Raw genomic sequence first — 18769 nt, 5'->3', positions numbered from 1 at the left:
GTGAGCCGTTACCTCACCAACTAGCTAATGCGCCGCGGGCCCATCTGTAAGCGATAGCTAAAAGCCACCTTTCAACTTTAGACTAGGTAGTCTTAAGGTTCATCCGGTATTAGCCCCGGTTTCCCGGAGTTATCCCCGTCTTACAGGCAGGTTGCCCACGTGTTACTCACCCGTTCGCCGCTAACTTGATGGAAAGCAAGCTTTCCATCAAGTCCGCTCGACTTGCATGTATTAGGCACGCCGCCAGCGTTCGTCCTGAGCCAGGATCAAACTCTCCGATAAAATGGTGTCAGATTCAATCTGATCATTTTATGAGTTTGCTAACTCATTGTTGTTTCAAAAAAATTGACGCTTTTGGTTTGTTTAGTTTTCAAAGATCATTTCTTCGCCTCTCTTAAGCGACTTTCTTATTATATCTATAAAAAAAGCATAAGTCAACAACTAAAATAGATTTTTTATAGATAAATTTATTTACCTTCCGTTTCGATCTGACAGAAGAAGCTATTAAACAGTATTTCTACTTCTCCATAACCATTTAAAATTATGAAATCTATGACTACCTACATATATCAACAATCTCAATACTTTGATTATCACCCTCTAATAAGTTTACTACTTCATCATTCACTTTCACTATCGGCTTTGTTAAGTTCTTATCGTCTATAAAAACAATCTCTCCAACTTGACCATTCGACAATTTCACTCTAGTACCTAGGATAGAGTTTATAAAAAAAGCTTTTAAACTATCAATAACGGTTAGGTCATACTTGCCTACCTTTTCACTTAACATCTTTTTCATAACAGTGAATGGATTTAAACATCTTCTATAAGGTCTAACTGAAATTGCTGAACAAAAGGAGTCCACTACTGAAATAATACGAGAATAGGAACGGATAGATTCTTTTTTTATCATTAACGGGTATCCTGAACCATCCATTCTTTCATGGTGCTGCATTACAGCCAAAACCGTTTCTTCTTTTAAAGAAGGAATATCCTTCACTAATTGATAACTATACAAAGGATGCTGCCTTAATTCTTTCATCTCTTCGTTGGTTAACGGACCTTCTTTTATTAAGATCGCTTCATCAATCTTGGACATACCAGAATCAATTAAAAAAGAAGCAAGTGATAGTTGGTTAATATCTCCTAATGAGTACTTCATATTATTTGCTAATATAGCTGAAACTACAGCTACATAAGAAGAATGGTAATAGAGGTACTCGTTTTTAGGGATCACTTTATATAAATTAAATACTTTTTCTTGTTCTTTCAAAGCGATTTCTATTAAAGGAAGTATGACATTTCTAACACTCGCAATATCAATGTAGCTACCAGATTGCCAAGATTTAAATAATCTTCTATATTCATTTGCTACCTCTTTGAATTTCACTTCGATGGAATTGTTAGAAAAGTTAGCTGACTGATATTCTGTTTCTTCTTCATCCTTCATTATCTTTTGATTTATGTATACATTTTCAATTAAGAATACGTTTAATAAATTGATTACTTCTTCTGTAACCACTGTATCACGATAAATGATAGGTTTTGCAGTTTTAGAATAAACATCTTTCGATATGATGCTTCCTATATGCAAATTTTGGATATTTATTTTCATTTTAACCCTCCTATGACTATTATAACGAATTATACATAGGATTGACTATTGTATAATGTAAGCTCTAGTATACAACCGTAAAAAAGCGCTGTTGACGTTTCAATCAACAGCGCTTTTTTTACTATAAGTGTTTGTTTAAAAAGTAGGGAAAAAAAGGACGCTGAATAGAAAAGCTGAAGCCCTTTGTAAGTCCATCATCTAAGAACAGCCGCGTCCTGCGGCTAACGATGATGCTAGCACATCGTGTGCGCCTGAGGAGCGGAAAAGCAAACCAACAAAGTTATTCAACCGACATTTAAGGAACATCATCTAAGTTCAGCCACGTCCTATGGCCAACGATGATGCTAGGCCATCCAGGCCATCGTAGGGCTTTTTAAACAACCTCTATAAGGTATCATTCAGTTTCTTCTGTAGGTTGTTCAATCTCTTCTTCTAATTCTTCAGGTTCTTCTTCTTTTGATACTAGAGCTACTGTAGAAACAAAATCTTCTTCACCTAAACGAATCAACTTAACACCTTGTGTATTCCTACCTAAAGTTGAAACATCATTAATATCCATTCTAATAATGACTCCACTTGCTGTAATAATCATTAAGTCTTCTTCGCCAGTGACTGCCTTTAAGGAGACAATCGGACCATTAACATCAGGCTTTATTTTACAGGTGATAATTCCTTTACCACCTCTACTTTGCTTTCGATATTCTTCAATATCCGTCTTTTTCCCATAGCCATTATGGGTAACCGTCAATATTTGCATGTCTTCTCCTACGACTTCCATGCCTACAACTCGGTCATCATTTCCTAGAGTGATTCCTTTAACACCTGCAGCCGTTCTTCCCATATTTCTAACATCTTGTTCATGAAAACGAATGAGCATCCCATTCTTTGTTCCGATTACCATTTCTTTAGAACCATCCGTTAATCGAACCGACATTAATTCATCATCTTCTCTTAAGGTTAAGGCAATTAACCCACCTTTTCGAATGTTAGCAAATGCCGACAAAGATGAACGTTTACAAATTCCTTGTTTCGTCGTAAAGAATAAATACCAATCATCAGCAAACTCATGAACAGGAATAATCGCATTAATCCATTCACCATTTTCGATTTCCAGAAGGTTGATGATAGGGATTCCTTTTGCCGTACGACTATACTCAGGAATTTCATACCCTTTTAACCGATACACTTTTCCTTTATTTGTGAAAAATAAGAGTGTATCATGGGTAGACGTTGTTAAAAGATGTTCAACAAAGTCGTTTTCATTCATACCCATACCTTGTATCCCACGACCACCTCTTTTTTGACTACGGTAAGTGGATACGGGTAGTCTCTTAATATAGCCATTACGTGTTAATGAAACGACGATATTCTCTTCTGGAATCAAATCCTCATCTTCAATATCATTAATACCAGAGGTAATAATTTCTGTTCTTCTTTCATCATTAAATTTATCTTTCACTTCTTGTAATTCTTCGCGAATGATTGCTAGAACTTTTTCTTCATCAGCAAGGATTGCTTTTAATTCAGCAATGAGTTCAAGAAGCTCGTTATACTCGCCTTCAATTTTTTCTCTTTCAAGACCTGTTAACCGTTGCAAACGCATGTCTAATATTGCTTGAGCTTGTTTTTCAGAAAGGGAGAATTGGTCCATTAAACCATTACGAGCAATCTCAGTTGTTTTTGAGCTTCTAATCAGGTTGATGACTTCATCAATGTGATCAAGGGCAATGCGTAACCCTTCAAGTATATGTGCTCTAGCCTCTGCTTTTCTAAGGTCGAATGCTGTTCTTCTTCTAATAATCACTTTTTGATGCTCTAAGTAATAATACAGACACTCTTTAAGATTTAATACTTTAGGTTGTCCATCTACCAACGAAAGCATATTAATACCGAATGAAGTTTGCAATGCTGTTTGTTTATACAAATTATTTAATAAAACATTTGCATTTGCGTCTTTACGAACCTCAATGACAATTCTCATCCCATTTCGATCAGATTCATCTCGAAGATCCGTTACACCTTCAATTTTTTTGTCACGCACAAGCTCGGCTATCTTTTCAACTAATTTAGCTTTATTCACTTGATATGGTAACTCAGTTACAATGATCGCTTGTTTTCCATTGGATCTTTCCTCGATCTCAACTTTAGCACGTATTAAAATGGAACCTCTACCTGTTTCATAGGCTTTACGAATACCGCTTCGACCTAAAATTTGGCCAGAGGTTGGAAAATCAGGGCCAGGAATAATATTCATAAGCTCTTGTATTGAAATATCTTGATTTTCACTTAGTGCCAATACCCCATCAATCACTTCACCAAGCTGATGAGGCGGGATATTCGTTGCCATACCTACGGCAATACCAGAAGCTCCATTTACAAGTAAATTAGGAAAACGAGACGGAAGAACAATGGGTTCTTTCTCTGATCCATCATAGTTATCTTGGTAATCAATCGTATCTCTATTAATATCTCGTAGAATTTCAGAAGCAATTTTGGACATACGTGCTTCTGTATACCTCATTGCTGCTGCTGCATCACCATCAACAGACCCAAAGTTCCCATGGCCATCAACTAGCATATATCTGATATTAAAATCTTGTGCCATTCTTACCATCGTATCGTATACAGCATTATCACCATGGGGATGATATTTACCAATAACATCGCCAACAATACGGGCAGATTTTTTATGTGGTTTATCAGGGGGTTATACCTAGTTCGTTCATAGCATATAAAATTCTACGATGAACAGGTTTTAGTCCATCTCTAACGTCAGGCAAGGCTCTTGAGACAATTACACTCATTGCGTAATCTAAAAAGGAAGTACGCATTTCTTGACTGATATTTACTTCATGTACAGACGTTCGATCTTCAGCCATACTTAAAGACCTCCCTAAATTGTGTATAACATTAAGGTTAAAAGGGACGGAGGATATTCACCTTCGTTTTCTCCGTCGCTAGTAATTATTTAAAAATTAAATATCTAAATTTTTTACGTATTGAGCATTTTCTTCAATGAAATTTCTACGTGGTTCAACTTTATCTCCCATTAAAATTTCAAACGTTTCATCTGCCTCAATCGCATCTTCTAGAGTTACTTGTAAGAGCGTACGATTTTCAGGATCTAGTGTTGTTTCCCAAAGCTGTTCTGGGTTCATTTCTCCAAGACCTTTATATCGTTGAATCGATGGTTTCGGTTGTTGTGGGAGCATAGCAAAAATTTCATTCATTTTCTTCTCATTATAGGCATACTCAATTCGTTTTCCTTGTTGAATCTTATAAAGGGGAGGCTGTGCAATATAAACATATCCTCTTTCAATAATTTCTCGCATATATCGATAAAAGAACGTGAGTAATAACGTTCTAATATGAGCTCCGTCCACATCTGCATCCGTCATGATGACCACTTTATGGTAACGTGCCTTTCCAATATCAAAGTCCTCACCAATTCCGGTGCCTAATGCTGTAATAATCGTTCGAACTTCATTGTTAGACAAAATCTTGTCTAATCTTGCTTTTTCAACATTAATAATTTTACCTTTTAACGGTAATATCGCTTGAAAATGTCTGTCTCGTCCCTGTTTAGCAGAACCTCCTGCAGAATCCCCCTCAACCACATACAATTCACTTATGGATGGGTCTTTGGAAGAACAGTCGGCAAGCTTACCAGGTAAATTTGACACCTCTAAAGCATTTTTTCTTCTCGTTAATTCACGTGCTTTTTTGGCAGCCAGCCTTGCTCTTGCAGCCATTAATCCTTTTTCGATAATTTTCTTTGCAACAACTGGGTTCTCCAACATAAACGTTTCAAACGTTGTTGTAAATATCGAGTCTGTAATCGTTCGAACTTCAGAACTTCCTAGCTTTGTTTTCGTTTGTCCTTCAAATTGTGGATCAGGATGCTTGATCGAAATAATGGCTGTAATACCTTCTCGTACATCTTCCCCACTTAAATTTGAATCAGCTTCTTTGAAGAGGTTATTTTTTCTAGCATAATCATTAATCACTCTAGTCAGTGCTGTCTTAAAACCTGACTCATGGTAACCACCTTCATACGTATGAATATTATTGGCGAAAGAATAAAGGTTACTTGTATAGCCACTGTTATATTGAAGGGCTACCTCTACAGTAATATTATCTTTCTCCCCTTCAATGTAGACAGGTTCATCGTGTAAAACTTCTTTCGTACGATTCAAATGCTGAACATACGACTTTATTCCACCTTCATAATAATATTCTTTTACTTGTTTGACCTCACGGCGGTCTTCTATCGTAATTTTAATTCCTCTATTCAAAAAGGCAAGCTCTCGCAAACGATGAGCTAACGTATCAAAATCATACTCGATTGTTTCTTGAAATATCAGAGGATCTGGTTTAAATCGAGTAATCGTTCCGGTACGATCAGTTTCATCAATCACTTTTAAGTCAGCAGCCGGGACCCCTCTTTGGAATTTTTGGTAATATATTTTATTATCTCGATGGACAAATACTTCCAGTTCGGTTGATAGCGCATTAACAACAGAAGCACCTACTCCATGAAGTCCTCCTGAAACCTTATAACCGCCACCGCCAAACTTCCCACCAGCATGCAATACAGTCATGATAACTTCAACTGCTGGTCGTCCCATCTTTTCATGTATCCCTACAGGTATTCCTCGTCCATTATCTTGAACGGTTATACTATTGTCTTCTTCAATAATGACATTAATATCTGTACAGAAACCCGCAAGAGCTTCATCAATACTGTTATCAACAATTTCCCATACAAGATGATGAAGTCCTTTTGCGCTCGTTGAACCAATGTACATTCCTGGTCGTTTTCTTACGGCTTCTAATCCTTCAAGTACTTGAATCTGATTCTCATCATATGAATGTTGTTGATTTCGATCTTGTTCCATCGACATTACGATCACCTACACTTTTCTTCTTGCCAAATTGATATTTTTTATAAAAGGTTTTCATATACTTGCTCAAAAAGTAGGGGAAAAGAACAGTGGAGTATAACACTAAGAGCTATGTTAAGAAATAAGAAAGTATAAAAACAAACTTCTTTTTTAGATGTACAGTTTTAGCGTCAGTCTCAAAAATTCATAAGCCATCTAAAAAGAGAAAGAACATACCATCCTCCACCGCATATGTTTCCTTCTTTGCCCGCAAGAGGTGGGCGTCTTTAGACAATTGTTTCATTCTTGTCTATCTCCCTAGCGTCCAACCACTCGTAGGCTTGCGTCTTTCTTAAGAGGATCTGACTTAAGAGAGAATACATATAAAAAATTCTAAACGATTTTTAACATGTATAATATAATTTTGAATGACTAATACTTTTGTTAACAGTTTAAATCTATAAGAACGATGAAAATGCATCGTCAACTATATATAAAGTTAATGCAAAATAGAATGTTTTTAAAAAACAGTATAGAAACAAGTTTTAAAATAGTATTCAATCTTAATTTAAACGCATATCCAACTTTTAATTTTTATGGACTGTACCAGAAACGACTTGAAAGATAGAGGCCTCGTGTATTGTTTTATGATTAATCCCTTCAGTGCTTGTAGTTGTAACAAACGTTTGTACTTTCCCCTGAATGGTATTTAATAAGTGTGTTTGTCTGTGATGATCAAGTTCTGACAGGACATCATCAAGCAATAAAATAGGATACTCACCTATCTCCTCATAAATCAATTCTATTTCAGCTAATTTAAGAGATAAAGCCGTTGAACGTTGCTGTCCTTGTGAACCATAAGTTTGAACATCCATCCCGTTTACAAAAAAAAGCTAAATCATCCCTATGAGGACCAAATAGGGTGATTCCTCTTTCAATTTCTCTTTTTCTTGTTTCAAGAAACTTTTTTTTCATATACCTCTATTATTTTCGACAATTTTTCATTATTTGATACATTAACAGACGGTACATACTCAATAGTTAATGTTTCCGTTCCTCTGCTAATTCCACTATGAATTGGGCTAGCCCACTTTTCTAGTTGATGAATGTACTGTTGTCTTTTAGATGTTACTTTGGCTGCAGACTCACATAATTGAGCAGTTAATACATCTAATATCGCCTCATCTGTCTGTTTTTTTACTTGAAGGAGTTTTAAATAATGATTTCTTTGTTGCATAATTTTTTGATATTGCAATAAATCATGCAAGTAAACGGGGAGAAACTTGGCCAATTTCCATGTCCATGAATTTCCTTCTAATTTGTGGGCTTCCTTTTACCAAGTTAAGATCTTCAGGGGCAAACATAATAACATTACATTGACCAACATATTGACTTAATTTTTTTTGCTCTAAGTGATTTAATTTAGCTTTTTTTCCTTTTTTGGAGATAACTAATTGCAAGGATACCGTTTCAGAACTTTTGGCTACTTTACCCTCTATTTTAGCATATTCCTTTTCCCATCGGATAAGCTCTTTATCATTTGTTGTTCGATGAGATTTAGCCATGGCTAATACATAAAGTGATTCAATAATATTTGTTTTACCTTGAGCATTTTCCCCTATCAAAATATTTACTTTATTATTGAAATCCAATTGTAAATGTTGATAATTCCTATATTCTTTCAAACTTAAATGTTTGATAAACAATCTTGTTTCACCAACTTTAAAGATGAATAAGAAAAGCTTAGGGCGCCCGTTTATTGTTTAGCTTCTACAACAAATTCACCAATTTCTTCAATGACCACTTGATCTCCATTCTTTAATTTCCTTCCGCGTCTCTGGTCATTGTCACCATTTATATAAACAGAATATTCTTGGAGAAACCATTTAGCCATTCCTCCTGATTGGATCACTTCTGCTAATTTTAAAAACTGTCCCAGAGTTATATAATCAGTATCAATTTTAATTATTTGACTCATATCTTCACCTTCAATATAGTCTCTAACTTTCTATTTTACTAAAAAAATAAACAATTGAAAAGAAAGCTACCTCTTTATTTATTATTTTATCCTAATCAATAAAGAAGTAGCCTTAATTTAAATTATTATTTATGAGACGATTTTCAATCTAATATGTTCGGATTGGCAAAATTAATTGAATCTGTGACTGATCATTGATTGAATGCAATATGAAAGGTCTCATAGCTCCTGTGAAACTAATGGTTAATTCCTGTTCTTCTAAAGATTTTAAAGCATCTAACATGTACTTTGCACTGAAGGATATTTTTAAATCTTCTCCCTCTACACGTTCAAGTTGGAGTTCTTCGACTGCTTTTCCGATTTCAGGAGATGTAGAAGAAATTTCAACCGTATTGTTTGTTAACGTTGATAATTTGACAATATTGTGTTTTCCTTCTCTTGCCAATAATGAAGCGCGATCAATTGCTTGAAGAAATTCTTTTGTTTGTAAAGTTAACTCTGTCTTACTTTCATCTGGTATTAACCTAGAAGTATCTGGATAATTCCCTTCTAACAATCTTGAAAATAAAAGTAAATTTTTCGTTTTAAACACAATTTGGTTTTCCATAAAGACAACTTCAACAGGCTCTTGATTATCATCTAAAAGTTTATTTAATTCGGTTAAGCTTTTTCCTGGAATAACAACATTAAATGATTTGTTTGGATTAATAGAGATTGGCGCTTTTCTTAAAGCCAGCCTGTGACTATCAGTAGCAATACATGTTAACAAGTCTTTCTCAATAACCCAATTTACTCCCGTGAGAATTGGTCTTGATTCAGCTGTTGAAACGGCAAAAACCGTTTGTCTTATGATTGTTTTGAGTAGATCATTAGAAATTTGAAACGACAAACCTTCTTCTATCTCTGGCAAACGAGGAAATTCTTCTGCATCTAAACCAATTAAATTAAACTCAGCTTTTCCAGAACGAACAATGGTATGAAAATTATCTGTTACTTCAATTTCCACTTGTTTATCGGGTAATTTTTTTACGATTTCACTAAAAAAACGAGCATGTAGAACGATTTTTCCCGTTTGAATAACTTCAACATTGATTTGATCGTTTTCATGTTTTTCTACGGAGGACTCAATTGAAATATCAGAATCACTTCCTGTAAATATAACTCCTTCATCGGTTGCTACAACTTTAATTCCCACTAAGATTGGAATTGTCGTTCTAGAAGATACAGCTTTACTAACATTTTGAACACTTTCGACTAATTTATCTTTATATATGACAAATTTCAATGATGACAAACCTCCCTTAAAATTAAACAGTGATTCGTTATATATTTATTATATAAAAATATATAAGTACTAGTAGGGCTTGTGAATATGTGGATAACCACGGGAATCAATAGGGAAACACAGTCTATCCACATGTGGATAGACTGTGTATGGAATGGACTAAGTTATTAACATTATGATCGCTTTATCATTTCTTCTAATTCATTTAGTTGTTTTTGAAGTTGATTGTCAGAGCTTAAGAGTTTAGATATTTTTTCGTGGGCATGAATGACAGTTGTATGATCTCTTCCGCCAAACTCTTCTCCAATCTTCGGTAAAGATGAATCTGTTAATTTTCTAGATAAATACATTGCAATTTGCCTAGGAAAAGCAACAGATTTCGTTCTTTTTTTTCGCTTTGAAATCCTCTAATTTTACATTGTAGTGTTGTCCGACTATTTTTTGAATTTCTAAGATAGTAATGACCTTCGGTTTAGAGTTGGGAATAATATCTTTTAAGGCTTCAGCGGCAAGGTCTGCATTTATATCTTTATTAATTAAAGATGAATAAGCAACGACTCGGATAAGCGCTCCTTCTAATTCACGAATATTTGAATCAATTTGGTTAGCAATATAGTGCATAACTTCATTAGGAATATCTAATCCTTCAGCCTTGGCTTTCTTTCTTAATATGGCAATTCTTGTTTCTAAATCTGGTGGGGTGATATCTGTAATTAATCCCCATTCAAAACGTGAACGAAGTCGGTCTTCGAGAGTAGGAATTTCTTTAGGTGGTCTGTCACTGGAAATAATAATTTGTTTACTTTCGTCATGAAGAGAATTAAACGTATGGAAAAACTCTTCTTGAGTTTGTTCTTTTCCAGCTAGAAATTGAATATCATCAATTAAAAGAACATCTACATTTCGATATTTATTCCTAAATTCAACGGTTTTATTATCACGAATGGAGTTGATAAACTCATTTGTGAATTTTTCTGATGATAAATAAACAACACTAGCATTAGGGTTATGATCAATAACATAATGGCCAATTGCATGCATTAAATGAGTTTTACCTAAACCGACTCCTCCATAAATAAATAATGGATTATAAGCTTTTGCTGGAGCTTCAGCCACAGCTAATGATGCAGCATGAGCAAAGCGGTTGCCTGTTCCAATAACAAATGTATCAAAGGTGTACTTTGGATTTAACATATGTTGCGGAACGTCTTGACTCTCTTGTTGTGAAGGAATTGCTTTTATTGGTGTTTTTGGAACGACTTCTTCATCCATTTGATTTTCAGGAATAATGAATTTAATGGATAGTTCTTCGCCCGTGATATCAAATAAAGTTTGAGTTATAGGTTGCAAATAACGATTTTCAAGCCAATCACGAGCAAAATCGTTAGGTGCAATGACAATTAACGTGTCTTGTTGTATAGAATGGGCCTTTGTCCACTGTAACCACGTTTCGAAGCTAGGTTTACTAATCTTCTTCTTTATTTCAAGCAAAGTACGATCCCATAATTCAGCTATGTTTTCCAATGGTTCTAAATCCCTCCCTTACGAATTAATACTAACTATAATGTGGCTTTAATAAGCCTTTTTAAGCAGTTTAAATTCAAAAAAACAAACAGTTGTATATTTATTCACTGAGGATAAAATGTGCATCGTTTAATTATTATAGAAGAAAAACGTCATACTGACATTATCCACTATTATGTGGACAAGCAAATCTACACCCTGTAAATAAACTTTCCACAATTCATCCACAAACTGTGGATAATCTTCTTTTCTGGTTCCTTTTTGTAAAGTGAAAACACAAATATAATAGCAAAATAAATCAGATGTTGCAATGATTCTTTTGTGCTTATCCACAATATAAAGAAGTTGTTTAAAATAAATATCCACAAGGGGATAATATGTGAAAATCTTGTCGATAAAAAGTGGAGAAAGAAAATACTCTTTTGAAAATTATCCACAATAGGATGTACGATTAAGAAAACCATTAAGTATTTGTTACACACAAATTCAGAAAGTTTTTTGGGAAGGACTTCTGCTGAAATATAAGAAGTGAAAGAGGCTTCATTTGCATTTTACAATCAAAGAAAAGCTAAGAGCACCTGGTCAACGATGAAATTAACCGTGGATCAATCTTGATGTTTTAAGATACAAGATCTACATTTCTATGAATTGAGCTTGTCATTTAGATCTAACTGATGGTTGGAAAAATGGAAGAATGTTTTACATATAATCGTAAATATTCATTGCTGATAAGGTTGACAACAGCAAGGGTGATTCCCTATACTTAATTAGACTGTCGTAAGAAGCTATTCCTCATAGGGAGGTGTCATATAATGAAAAGAACGTATCAACCAAATAAACGTAAACATAGTAAAGTACATGGCTTTCGTAGTCGCATGAGCTCAGCGAATGGACGTAAGGTTCTAGCTCGTCGACGTAAGAAAGGTAGAAAAGTATTGTCTGCATAGATCACTGAAGTTTGTCAGTGATCTTTTTTATAGTGAAAAAGAGAAAAAAAGTGCATTCGCTAGAGATGGATACTATGATTTTTAAAAAATTGGACAGTTGAATACTAAAAAAATGAGAATGAATGAACGAATTTTTTGTCATAATGTGATTGAAACTAGTTGCTAATAATTTTAGAGGACAGGATGTTCGTTCATACGTTTGCATTTATGATGAGTTTGTGGAGTGAAAAAAATGCGAAAGAAAAACCGCATAAAGAAAAATGAAGATTTCCAATTAGTTTTTCAAAAGGGTCGATCAATGGCAAATCGCCAGTTTGTTATTTATATTATGGAGCGACCAGAACTAAGCGAGTTTAGAATTGGTTTATCTGTTAGTAAAAAGATTGGGAACGCGGTAACTAGAAACCGTATTAAACGTCTTATTAGGCAGGTAGTCTTAGAAGAAAAAGATCAGCTTTCTTCAGGAAAAGATTATATTATTATTGCTAGGAAACCAACTAGTCAAATGAACTACTATGAAGTGAAAAAAAGCCTGCTTCATGTATTTAAGAAAGCAAAAATTTATAACAGAAATTAAAGTTTGTTCCTGTATCATGTCTTTCATTATGTGGAGTATTGTCCAGATGGATAAGACCTCCTTCCTTTAGGATTAAGTTTTGAGAGAAAAAAAGGTTAAAAAATGATACAATACCTTTGTGGTTTGGACAAGCTTTTTAATATATGGTTTGGATTGGAAATTGTAAAAGTGAATGTTCAAAAGTGAAAAAAGAAATTCTTTCTTTAAGAGGTTGTTCAAAAAGTCCTAAAAAAATGTCGGTTGAATAACTTTGTTGGTTTGCTTTTCCGCTCCTCATGTACCAAGAACGTACACTGTGAGTGCTTCGACGCCCAGGACGGGCTAGCGCAGGCGTTGCTCTCGCGACGTGGCTGTACTTAGCCTGTGTTCATTAAGCAGACCGCCTCGTTCTTCAGCGTCCTTTTTTCCCTACTTTTTGAACACGCACTTTAATCTTTGCTTTTTTGAACAAGATCTTTAGAAGATTTTTTTAGATTAGGAGGAAATTTCGCTTGAAAAAACGAATGTTATTACTACTTGGATTAGTAGGGATCGTAGCAGTTTTATCTGGTTGTACAGAAATAAATGATCCTATTACATCCGATAGTACAGGTTTTTGGAATCAGTACATTGTATATCCATTATCGCAACTAATTATATTCTTTGCTGAACTGACAGGGAATAGTTATGGACTTTCAATTATTATTGTAACGCTCATTATACGTATTGCGATTTTACCATTAATGATTAAACAAACTAAAAATTCTAAAGCAATGCAAGCTTTGAATCCAGAAATGAAAAAATTACGTGAGAAGTATAGTTCTAAAGATCAACAAACACAACAAAAGCTCCAACAAGAAATGATGAGTTTATTCCAAAGTCATGGGGTTAATCCATTAGCAGGATGTTTCCCGCTACTTATTCAAATGCCTATTTTAATCGGCTTTTATCATGCGATTATGAGAACGTCAGAGATTAAAAACCATACGTTTTTATGGTTTGATTTAGGGGTAAGTGATCCGTACTATATCTTACCTGTTTTAGCTGGTATTTTAACGTTTGCACAACAAAAATTAATGATGGCTGGTACAGAAAACCAGAACCCACAAATGCAAATGATGCTTTATTTGATGCCAGTTATGATTGTTGTTTTTGCGATTACTCTTCCATCAGCACTTTCTTTATACTGGGTAGTCGGAAATATCTTTATGATTATTCAAACATTTTTTATTAAAGGTCCAGTTGTTCAAAATACCACTGAAAAAGCAGGTGGAAAATAAGGGTGAAAGAAGTAACAGCTACAGGACAAACTGTCGAAAAGGCAATTCAATCGGCATTAAAAGAGTTAAATTTAGCTCGTGAAGATGTTGATGTTCGTATTATTGATGAAGGAAAGAAAGGTTTCTTAGGTGTTTTTGGTCAAAAGCCCGCCATTGTCAATGTGAAATGTAAAAAGGTAGACATTGATGAAGAATATAATCCATTAAAAGAGACGATTTCAGAGCTCTTTTCTGAATCCACTAATACCAAGATGGTTGTAGAGGAAATAGATCCCATTGAAAAAGCTTATCAGTTTTTAACGAAAGTTATCGAAAAAATGAACATAAATGCAGAGGTTCGTACAATTAAAGAAGGAAAAACGGTGACTTTTTTCATCGAAGGTGAAGAGCAATTAGCTCTTGTGATTGGAAAACGGGGTCAAACATTAAATTCTCTACAATATTTAACACAACTTGTTGCTAATCGGTACGCAACTCAATATTTAAATATTGTTGTTGATGCGGAAAATTACCGTCAAAGAAGAAAAGAAACGCTTCATCAGTTAGCAAAAAGGATGGCAGATAAGTCTTTTAAAACGAGTAAAGATGTTGCAATGGAGCCAATGCCTTCATATGAGCGGAAAGTGATCCATGCAGCGTTAGTACATGATCATAGAGTGAAAACAGCTTCTGTAGGGGCGGATCCACATCGTTATATTGTGATATCACCATCTAAAAAGTAATGTAGATAAACTGATTTGGAACATGTTTATGTTCTAAATCAGTTTTTTTATGTACAAATATAAGAAAACATGGTTCTAACCTTATTTTCATGATTAGACGGCTGCTTTCACTTTTCTTATTGTCTAGCTCCAGCGCCTAACCAGGAGACGCCTACAGGAAGTAGGTGGATCTACGTTAGTCACAGGATGTGACTGTTCTTAGTTGACGTTCCTTTTCTTTGCGTTGCTAAACGGGCGCTTGCGTTTTTCTTAAAAGATTAGAATGTATAAACTTTGTCCTTTATAAGAAGGTGCTAACATTGCTGTCTAGCTCCAGCGCCTAACCACTCGAGGTCATAAGTCACGTAGAACAAAAGATAAAGAACATCTTTCTTTTCTCCGCGCCTTATGCTTGTCGTGGCTGAGCAAGGCGCTTGCGCTTTTCTTATTTATCAACAGGCATAAATTTACCTAGCGTGATCTGTTGTTATTCACATGTGGATAAGATAAAATAAAGAGCTAGGTGTTCTTTTGTGGATAAAGAAACGTGCGTCGTTTAACTATAGATCGTTTTTCTCTTTGAATATAAAATGAAATTACGATAAAGAGAGGTGAAAGACCATGGAATTCGATACAATTGCTGCAATTTCAACCCCAGTAGGAGAAGGAGCCATTGCGATTGTACGTTTAAGTGGACAAGAAGCGTTTGCGATTGCAAACCGTTTGTTTCAGTCACCAACGGGTAAACAATTAACCGAAGTAGATACTCATACCATTCATTATGGTCATTTAATTAACCCCACTACAGAAGATATGATAGAAGAAGTAATGATTTCTTGTATGAGAGCCCCTCGAACTTTTACGAGAGAAGATATTATTGAAATCAATTGTCATGGCGGTTTAGTATCTGTAAATAAGGTACTCGAGCTTGTATTAAGTCATGGGGCAAGACTAGCTGAACCAGGAGAGTTTACGAAACGAGCGTTTTTGAATGGAAGAATTGATTTATCTCAAGCAGAGGCAGTGATGGATCTCATACGTGCAAAAACGGATCGTGCGATGGATGTTGCCTTGAAGCAAATGGAAGGACGTTTATCTAATTTAATTAAAAAACTTAGACAACAAATTTTAGAAACTTTAGCTCATGTAGAGGTCAATATTGATTATCCTGAGTACGATGATGTAGAAGAAATGACTCATCAAGTTTTGATTGAAAAAGCATCTTATGTTAGTGAGCAACTTAATATGTTATTATCAACGGCAAAACAGGGGAAAATATTAAGAGAAGGTATTAAAACGGCCATTGTTGGTCGTCCTAATGTAGGAAAGTCCTCGCTCTTAAACAGCCTTATTCAAGAAAATAAAGCAATTGTAACGGATATACCTGGGACGACTAGAGATGTCATTGAGGAGTATGTCAATGTAAGAGGCGTTCCTTTACGTTTAATTGACACGGCAGGTATCAGAGAAACAGAAGACATCGTGGAGAAAATTGGAGTTGAAAAGTCAAGGCAAGCCTTAAAAGAAGCAGACTTAATTTTACTTGTTTTAAATAATAGTGAAGTGTTAACAGAAGAAGATATGAAGTTATTTGAAGCAGTTGAAGAAATGAACGTTATTGTCATTGTCAATAAAACAGACCTTCCAACTAAGATCGATATAAATGAAGTTAAAAAGAAAGCAAATCGTAGACCTGTTGTGACAACTTCATTAAAAGAGGATGAAGGTATCGATGATCTTGAAGAAGCGATTCGTTCACTTTTCTTTGAGGGGAATATTGAAAATACGGATATGACTTATATATCAAATTCAAGACATATCTCCTTACTAAATCAAGCTAAAAATTCAATTGATGAAGCGATCCAAGGAGTGGAAGCTGGCGTGCCAATTGATATCGTTCAAATTGATTTAACAAGATGCTGGGAGCAATTAGGTGAAATTATTGGAGACTCTGTTGAAGAAAGTTTAATTGACCAGTTATTTGCTCAGTTTTGTTTAGGGAAATAAGGTTTTAACACAAAAGGTTGTTCAAAGGGATTGATGATGTAAGGGAAGAGGCTTTTAAGATCACTTTCCGTTCTTGAACACCTATTAAAAGGAGGTTAATGAATGAGTTATAATGCTGGAACTTATGATGTCATTGTTGTTGGTGCTGGACATGCTGGAGTGGAAGCAGGCTTAGCCTCTGCAAGGCTAGGTGCAAAAACCTTGATCATTACCATCAACTTAGATATGGTGGCGTTTATGCCATGTAACCCATCTGTTGGTGGCCCAGCTAAAGGAATTGTTGTAAGGGAAATTGATGCACTCGGTGGGGAAATGGGAAAAAACATCGATAAAACCCATATTCAAATGAGAATGTTGAATACAGGTAAAGGACCTGCTGTCCGTGCTTTACGCGCACAAGCTGATAAATTTCAGTATCAACATGAAATGAAGAAGACGTTAGAAAATGAAGAAAACATCACCCTTCTTCAAGGAATGGTAGAGAAGTTAATTGTAGAGGATCATGTGTGTAAAGGCGTCGTTACTCAAACAGGCGCAGAATATTCTGCTAAAGCAGTAGTCTTAACTACAGGTACCTTTTTAAGAGGAAAAATCATTCTAGGTGATCTTTCTTATTCAAGTGGACCTAATAATCAACAACCATCAATTAAATTAGCAGAACACTTGCAGGAATTAGGTTTTGATTTGGTAAGATTTAAAACAGGAACTCCACCAAGAGTGAATAGCCACTCCATTGATTATAGCCAAACAGAAATTCAGCCTGGAGATGAAGTCCCTCGGGCGTTCTCTTATGAAACGACAAAGTATATTACAGATCAACTTCCTTGCTGGTTGACGTATACAAGCTATGAAACACATCAAATCATCGATGAAAATTTACATCGTTCGCCTATGTTTTCAGGAATGATTAAAGGGACGGGACCAAGATATTGCCCATCCATTGAAGATAAAGTTGTCCGTTTCAATGATAAGCCGCGTCACCAAATCTTTTTGGAGCCCGAAGGAAGAAATACACAAGAGGTCTACGTTCAAGGTTTATCTACGAGCCTTCCAGAAGACGTTCAACGTAAAATGCTCTCGACTATTCCAGGGTTAGAGCAAGTACAAATGATGAGACCAGGCTATGCTATTGAATATGATGCGATTGTCCCTACACAACTATGGCCCACTCTTGAAACAAAGCGGGTTCAAGGTTTATTTACGGCAGGCCAGATTAATGGAACCTCAGGATACGAAGAAGCTGCAGGTCAAGGAATTATGGCAGGGATAAATGCAGGTAGACGCTCATTAGGTCAATCAGAGGTCGTTTTAAGTAGGTCAGATGCATACATTGGCGTGTTAATTGATGATTTAGTTACTAAGGGAACAAATGAACCGTATCGCTTGTTAACCTCACGTGCCGAATATCGTCTATTACTTCGTCATGATAATGCTGATTTACGTTTAACGGATATAGGATTTGAAATTGGACTAATAAAAGAAGAAAGATATCGCCTATTTGAAGAGAAAAAACGTTTAGTCGAATTAGAGAAAAAGCGATTATTTTCAATGATCATTAAACCGACTGAAGAAACACAGCAGTTGATAACGGAAGTTGGAGGGAGTCCATTAAAAGATGGAATTAGAGCTTCGGATTTATTAAAGAGACCTGAAATAAGTTATTTTCATATTGAAAGGTTAGTTCCAGATGAAAATCATCTCCCAGATGATGTGAAGGAGCAAGTAGAGATTCAAATTAAGTATGAGGGCTATATCGAAAAATCTTTACAACAAGTTGAGAAACTGAAGAAGATGGAAAACAAGAAGATTCCAGAAAATCTTGATTATGATGCAATCAAAGGAATTGCCTCAGAAGCAAAGCAAAAATTAAAGGAAGTAAGACCGCTTTCTGTTGCACAGGCTTCTCGAATTTCCGGTGTGAATCCGGCGGACATTTCTATTTTACTTGTATACCTAGAGCAGGGTAGACTTGCAAAAGTGAAAAACTAGTATT

The 18769-nt window shown here is 35.2% G+C and carries 10 protein-coding genes, 1 rRNA gene and 3 pseudogenes (1 of these 14 only partly in view); 6 read left to right on the top strand and 8 right to left on the bottom strand.

The genetic code is table 11. The features are described from left to right. The 8 genes and pseudogenes from LC087_RS13770 to dnaA form a co-directional block, all read right to left on the bottom strand. Nucleotides 1-282, bottom strand: a 16S ribosomal RNA gene (locus LC087_RS13770) (it extends 1278 nt beyond the left edge of the window). A gap of 274 nt (nucleotides 283-556) precedes the next feature. Continuing rightward, the gene (locus LC087_RS13765) at nucleotides 557-1615 is read right to left on the bottom strand and encodes an HD-GYP domain-containing protein (RefSeq protein WP_226541318.1); all 1059 of its coding nucleotides are present in this window, start codon (nucleotides 1613-1615) and stop codon (nucleotides 557-559) included. Between the two features lie 394 nt (nucleotides 1616-2009). After that, a pseudogene (gyrA, locus tag LC087_RS13760) lies at nucleotides 2010-4494 on the bottom strand (DNA gyrase subunit A). Between the two features lie 96 nt (nucleotides 4495-4590). Then, nucleotides 4591-6513, bottom strand: coding sequence for a DNA topoisomerase (ATP-hydrolyzing) subunit B (gyrB, locus tag LC087_RS13755; protein WP_226541412.1), 1923 nt, complete (start codon nucleotides 6511-6513; stop codon nucleotides 4591-4593). 572 nt (nucleotides 6514-7085) lie between these two features. Beyond that, nucleotides 7086-8204 (bottom strand): annotated as a pseudogene (recF, locus tag LC087_RS13750) (DNA replication/repair protein RecF). A 50-nt stretch (nucleotides 8205-8254) separates the two neighbouring features. Then, the gene (gene yaaA / locus LC087_RS13745; RefSeq protein ID WP_226541321.1) at nucleotides 8255-8476 is read right to left on the bottom strand and encodes a S4 domain-containing protein YaaA; all 222 of its coding nucleotides are present in this window, start codon (nucleotides 8474-8476) and stop codon (nucleotides 8255-8257) included. A 148-nt stretch (nucleotides 8477-8624) separates the two neighbouring features. Beyond that, complete coding sequence (dnaN, locus tag LC087_RS13740) at nucleotides 8625-9761, bottom strand: DNA polymerase III subunit beta (protein WP_226541322.1); 1137 nt, start codon at nucleotides 9759-9761, stop codon at nucleotides 8625-8627. A gap of 173 nt (nucleotides 9762-9934) precedes the next feature. Beyond that, nucleotides 9935-11285: pseudogene (gene dnaA / locus LC087_RS13735) on the bottom strand (chromosomal replication initiator protein DnaA). Nucleotides 11286-12097: 812 nt separating this feature from the next. Here dnaA and rpmH point away from each other — a divergent pair. The 6 genes from rpmH to mnmG all read left to right on the top strand — a co-directional run bounded on the left by rpmH (nucleotide 12098) and on the right by mnmG (nucleotide 18765). Beyond that, a complete protein-coding gene (rpmH, locus tag LC087_RS13730; RefSeq protein ID WP_226541326.1) occupies nucleotides 12098-12232 on the top strand; it encodes a 50S ribosomal protein L34 in 135 nt (44 codons plus the stop codon). Nucleotides 12233-12464: 232 nt separating this feature from the next. Further along, nucleotides 12465-12809: a ribonuclease P protein component gene (rnpA, locus tag LC087_RS13725; RefSeq protein ID WP_226541328.1), complete on the top strand. Its 345-nt coding sequence runs from the start codon at nucleotides 12465-12467 to the stop codon at nucleotides 12807-12809. A 491-nt stretch (nucleotides 12810-13300) separates the two neighbouring features. Beyond that, nucleotides 13301-14068: a YidC family membrane integrase SpoIIIJ gene (spoIIIJ, locus tag LC087_RS13720; RefSeq protein ID WP_226541329.1), complete on the top strand. Its 768-nt coding sequence runs from the start codon at nucleotides 13301-13303 to the stop codon at nucleotides 14066-14068. Nucleotides 14069-14070: 2 nt separating this feature from the next. Continuing rightward, on the top strand, nucleotides 14071-14790 hold the full coding sequence (jag, locus tag LC087_RS13715; protein WP_226541330.1) for an RNA-binding cell elongation regulator Jag/EloR: 720 nt from the start codon (nucleotides 14071-14073) through the stop codon (nucleotides 14788-14790). A 600-nt stretch (nucleotides 14791-15390) separates the two neighbouring features. After that, nucleotides 15391-16776 carry a tRNA uridine-5-carboxymethylaminomethyl(34) synthesis GTPase MnmE gene (gene mnmE / locus LC087_RS13710; RefSeq protein WP_226541331.1) on the top strand — a complete coding sequence of 462 codons (1386 nt, stop codon included), beginning with the start codon at nucleotides 15391-15393 and terminating at the stop codon, nucleotides 16774-16776. 102 nt (nucleotides 16777-16878) lie between these two features. Beyond that, nucleotides 16879-18765: a tRNA uridine-5-carboxymethylaminomethyl(34) synthesis enzyme MnmG gene (mnmG, locus tag LC087_RS13705; protein WP_306019654.1), complete on the top strand. Its 1887-nt coding sequence runs from the start codon at nucleotides 16879-16881 to the stop codon at nucleotides 18763-18765. Nucleotides 18766-18769: the final 4 nt, after the last annotated feature.

This window comes from Bacillus carboniphilus (genome assembly GCF_020524035.2).
GTDB lineage: Bacteria > Bacillota > Bacilli > Bacillales > JAIVKR01 > Bacillus_CC.
Note: the sequence above shows the minus strand (reverse complement) of the source record. Positions and strands in the feature narration are given on the sequence as shown.

What these genes read in the sequence shown, in the direction of transcription:
- LC087_RS13765 (WP_226541318.1), bottom strand. Translation starts at nt 1,615, where the DNA reads ATGAAAATAAATATCCAAAATTTGCATATAGGAAGCATCATATCGAAA.
- gyrB (WP_226541412.1), bottom strand. Translation starts at nt 6,513, where the DNA reads ATGGAACAAGATCGAAATCAACAACATTCATATGATGAGAATCAGATT.
- yaaA (WP_226541321.1), bottom strand. Translation starts at nt 8,476, where the DNA reads ATGAGTCAAATAATTAAAATTGATACTGATTATATAACTCTGGGACAG.
- rpmH (WP_226541326.1), top strand. Translation starts at nt 12,098, where the DNA reads ATGAAAAGAACGTATCAACCAAATAAACGTAAACATAGTAAAGTACAT.
- rnpA (WP_226541328.1), top strand. Translation starts at nt 12,465, where the DNA reads ATGCGAAAGAAAAACCGCATAAAGAAAAATGAAGATTTCCAATTAGTT.
- mnmE (WP_226541331.1), top strand. Translation starts at nt 15,391, where the DNA reads ATGGAATTCGATACAATTGCTGCAATTTCAACCCCAGTAGGAGAAGGA.
- mnmG (WP_306019654.1), top strand. Translation starts at nt 16,879, where the DNA reads ATGAGTTATAATGCTGGAACTTATGATGTCATTGTTGTTGGTGCTGGA.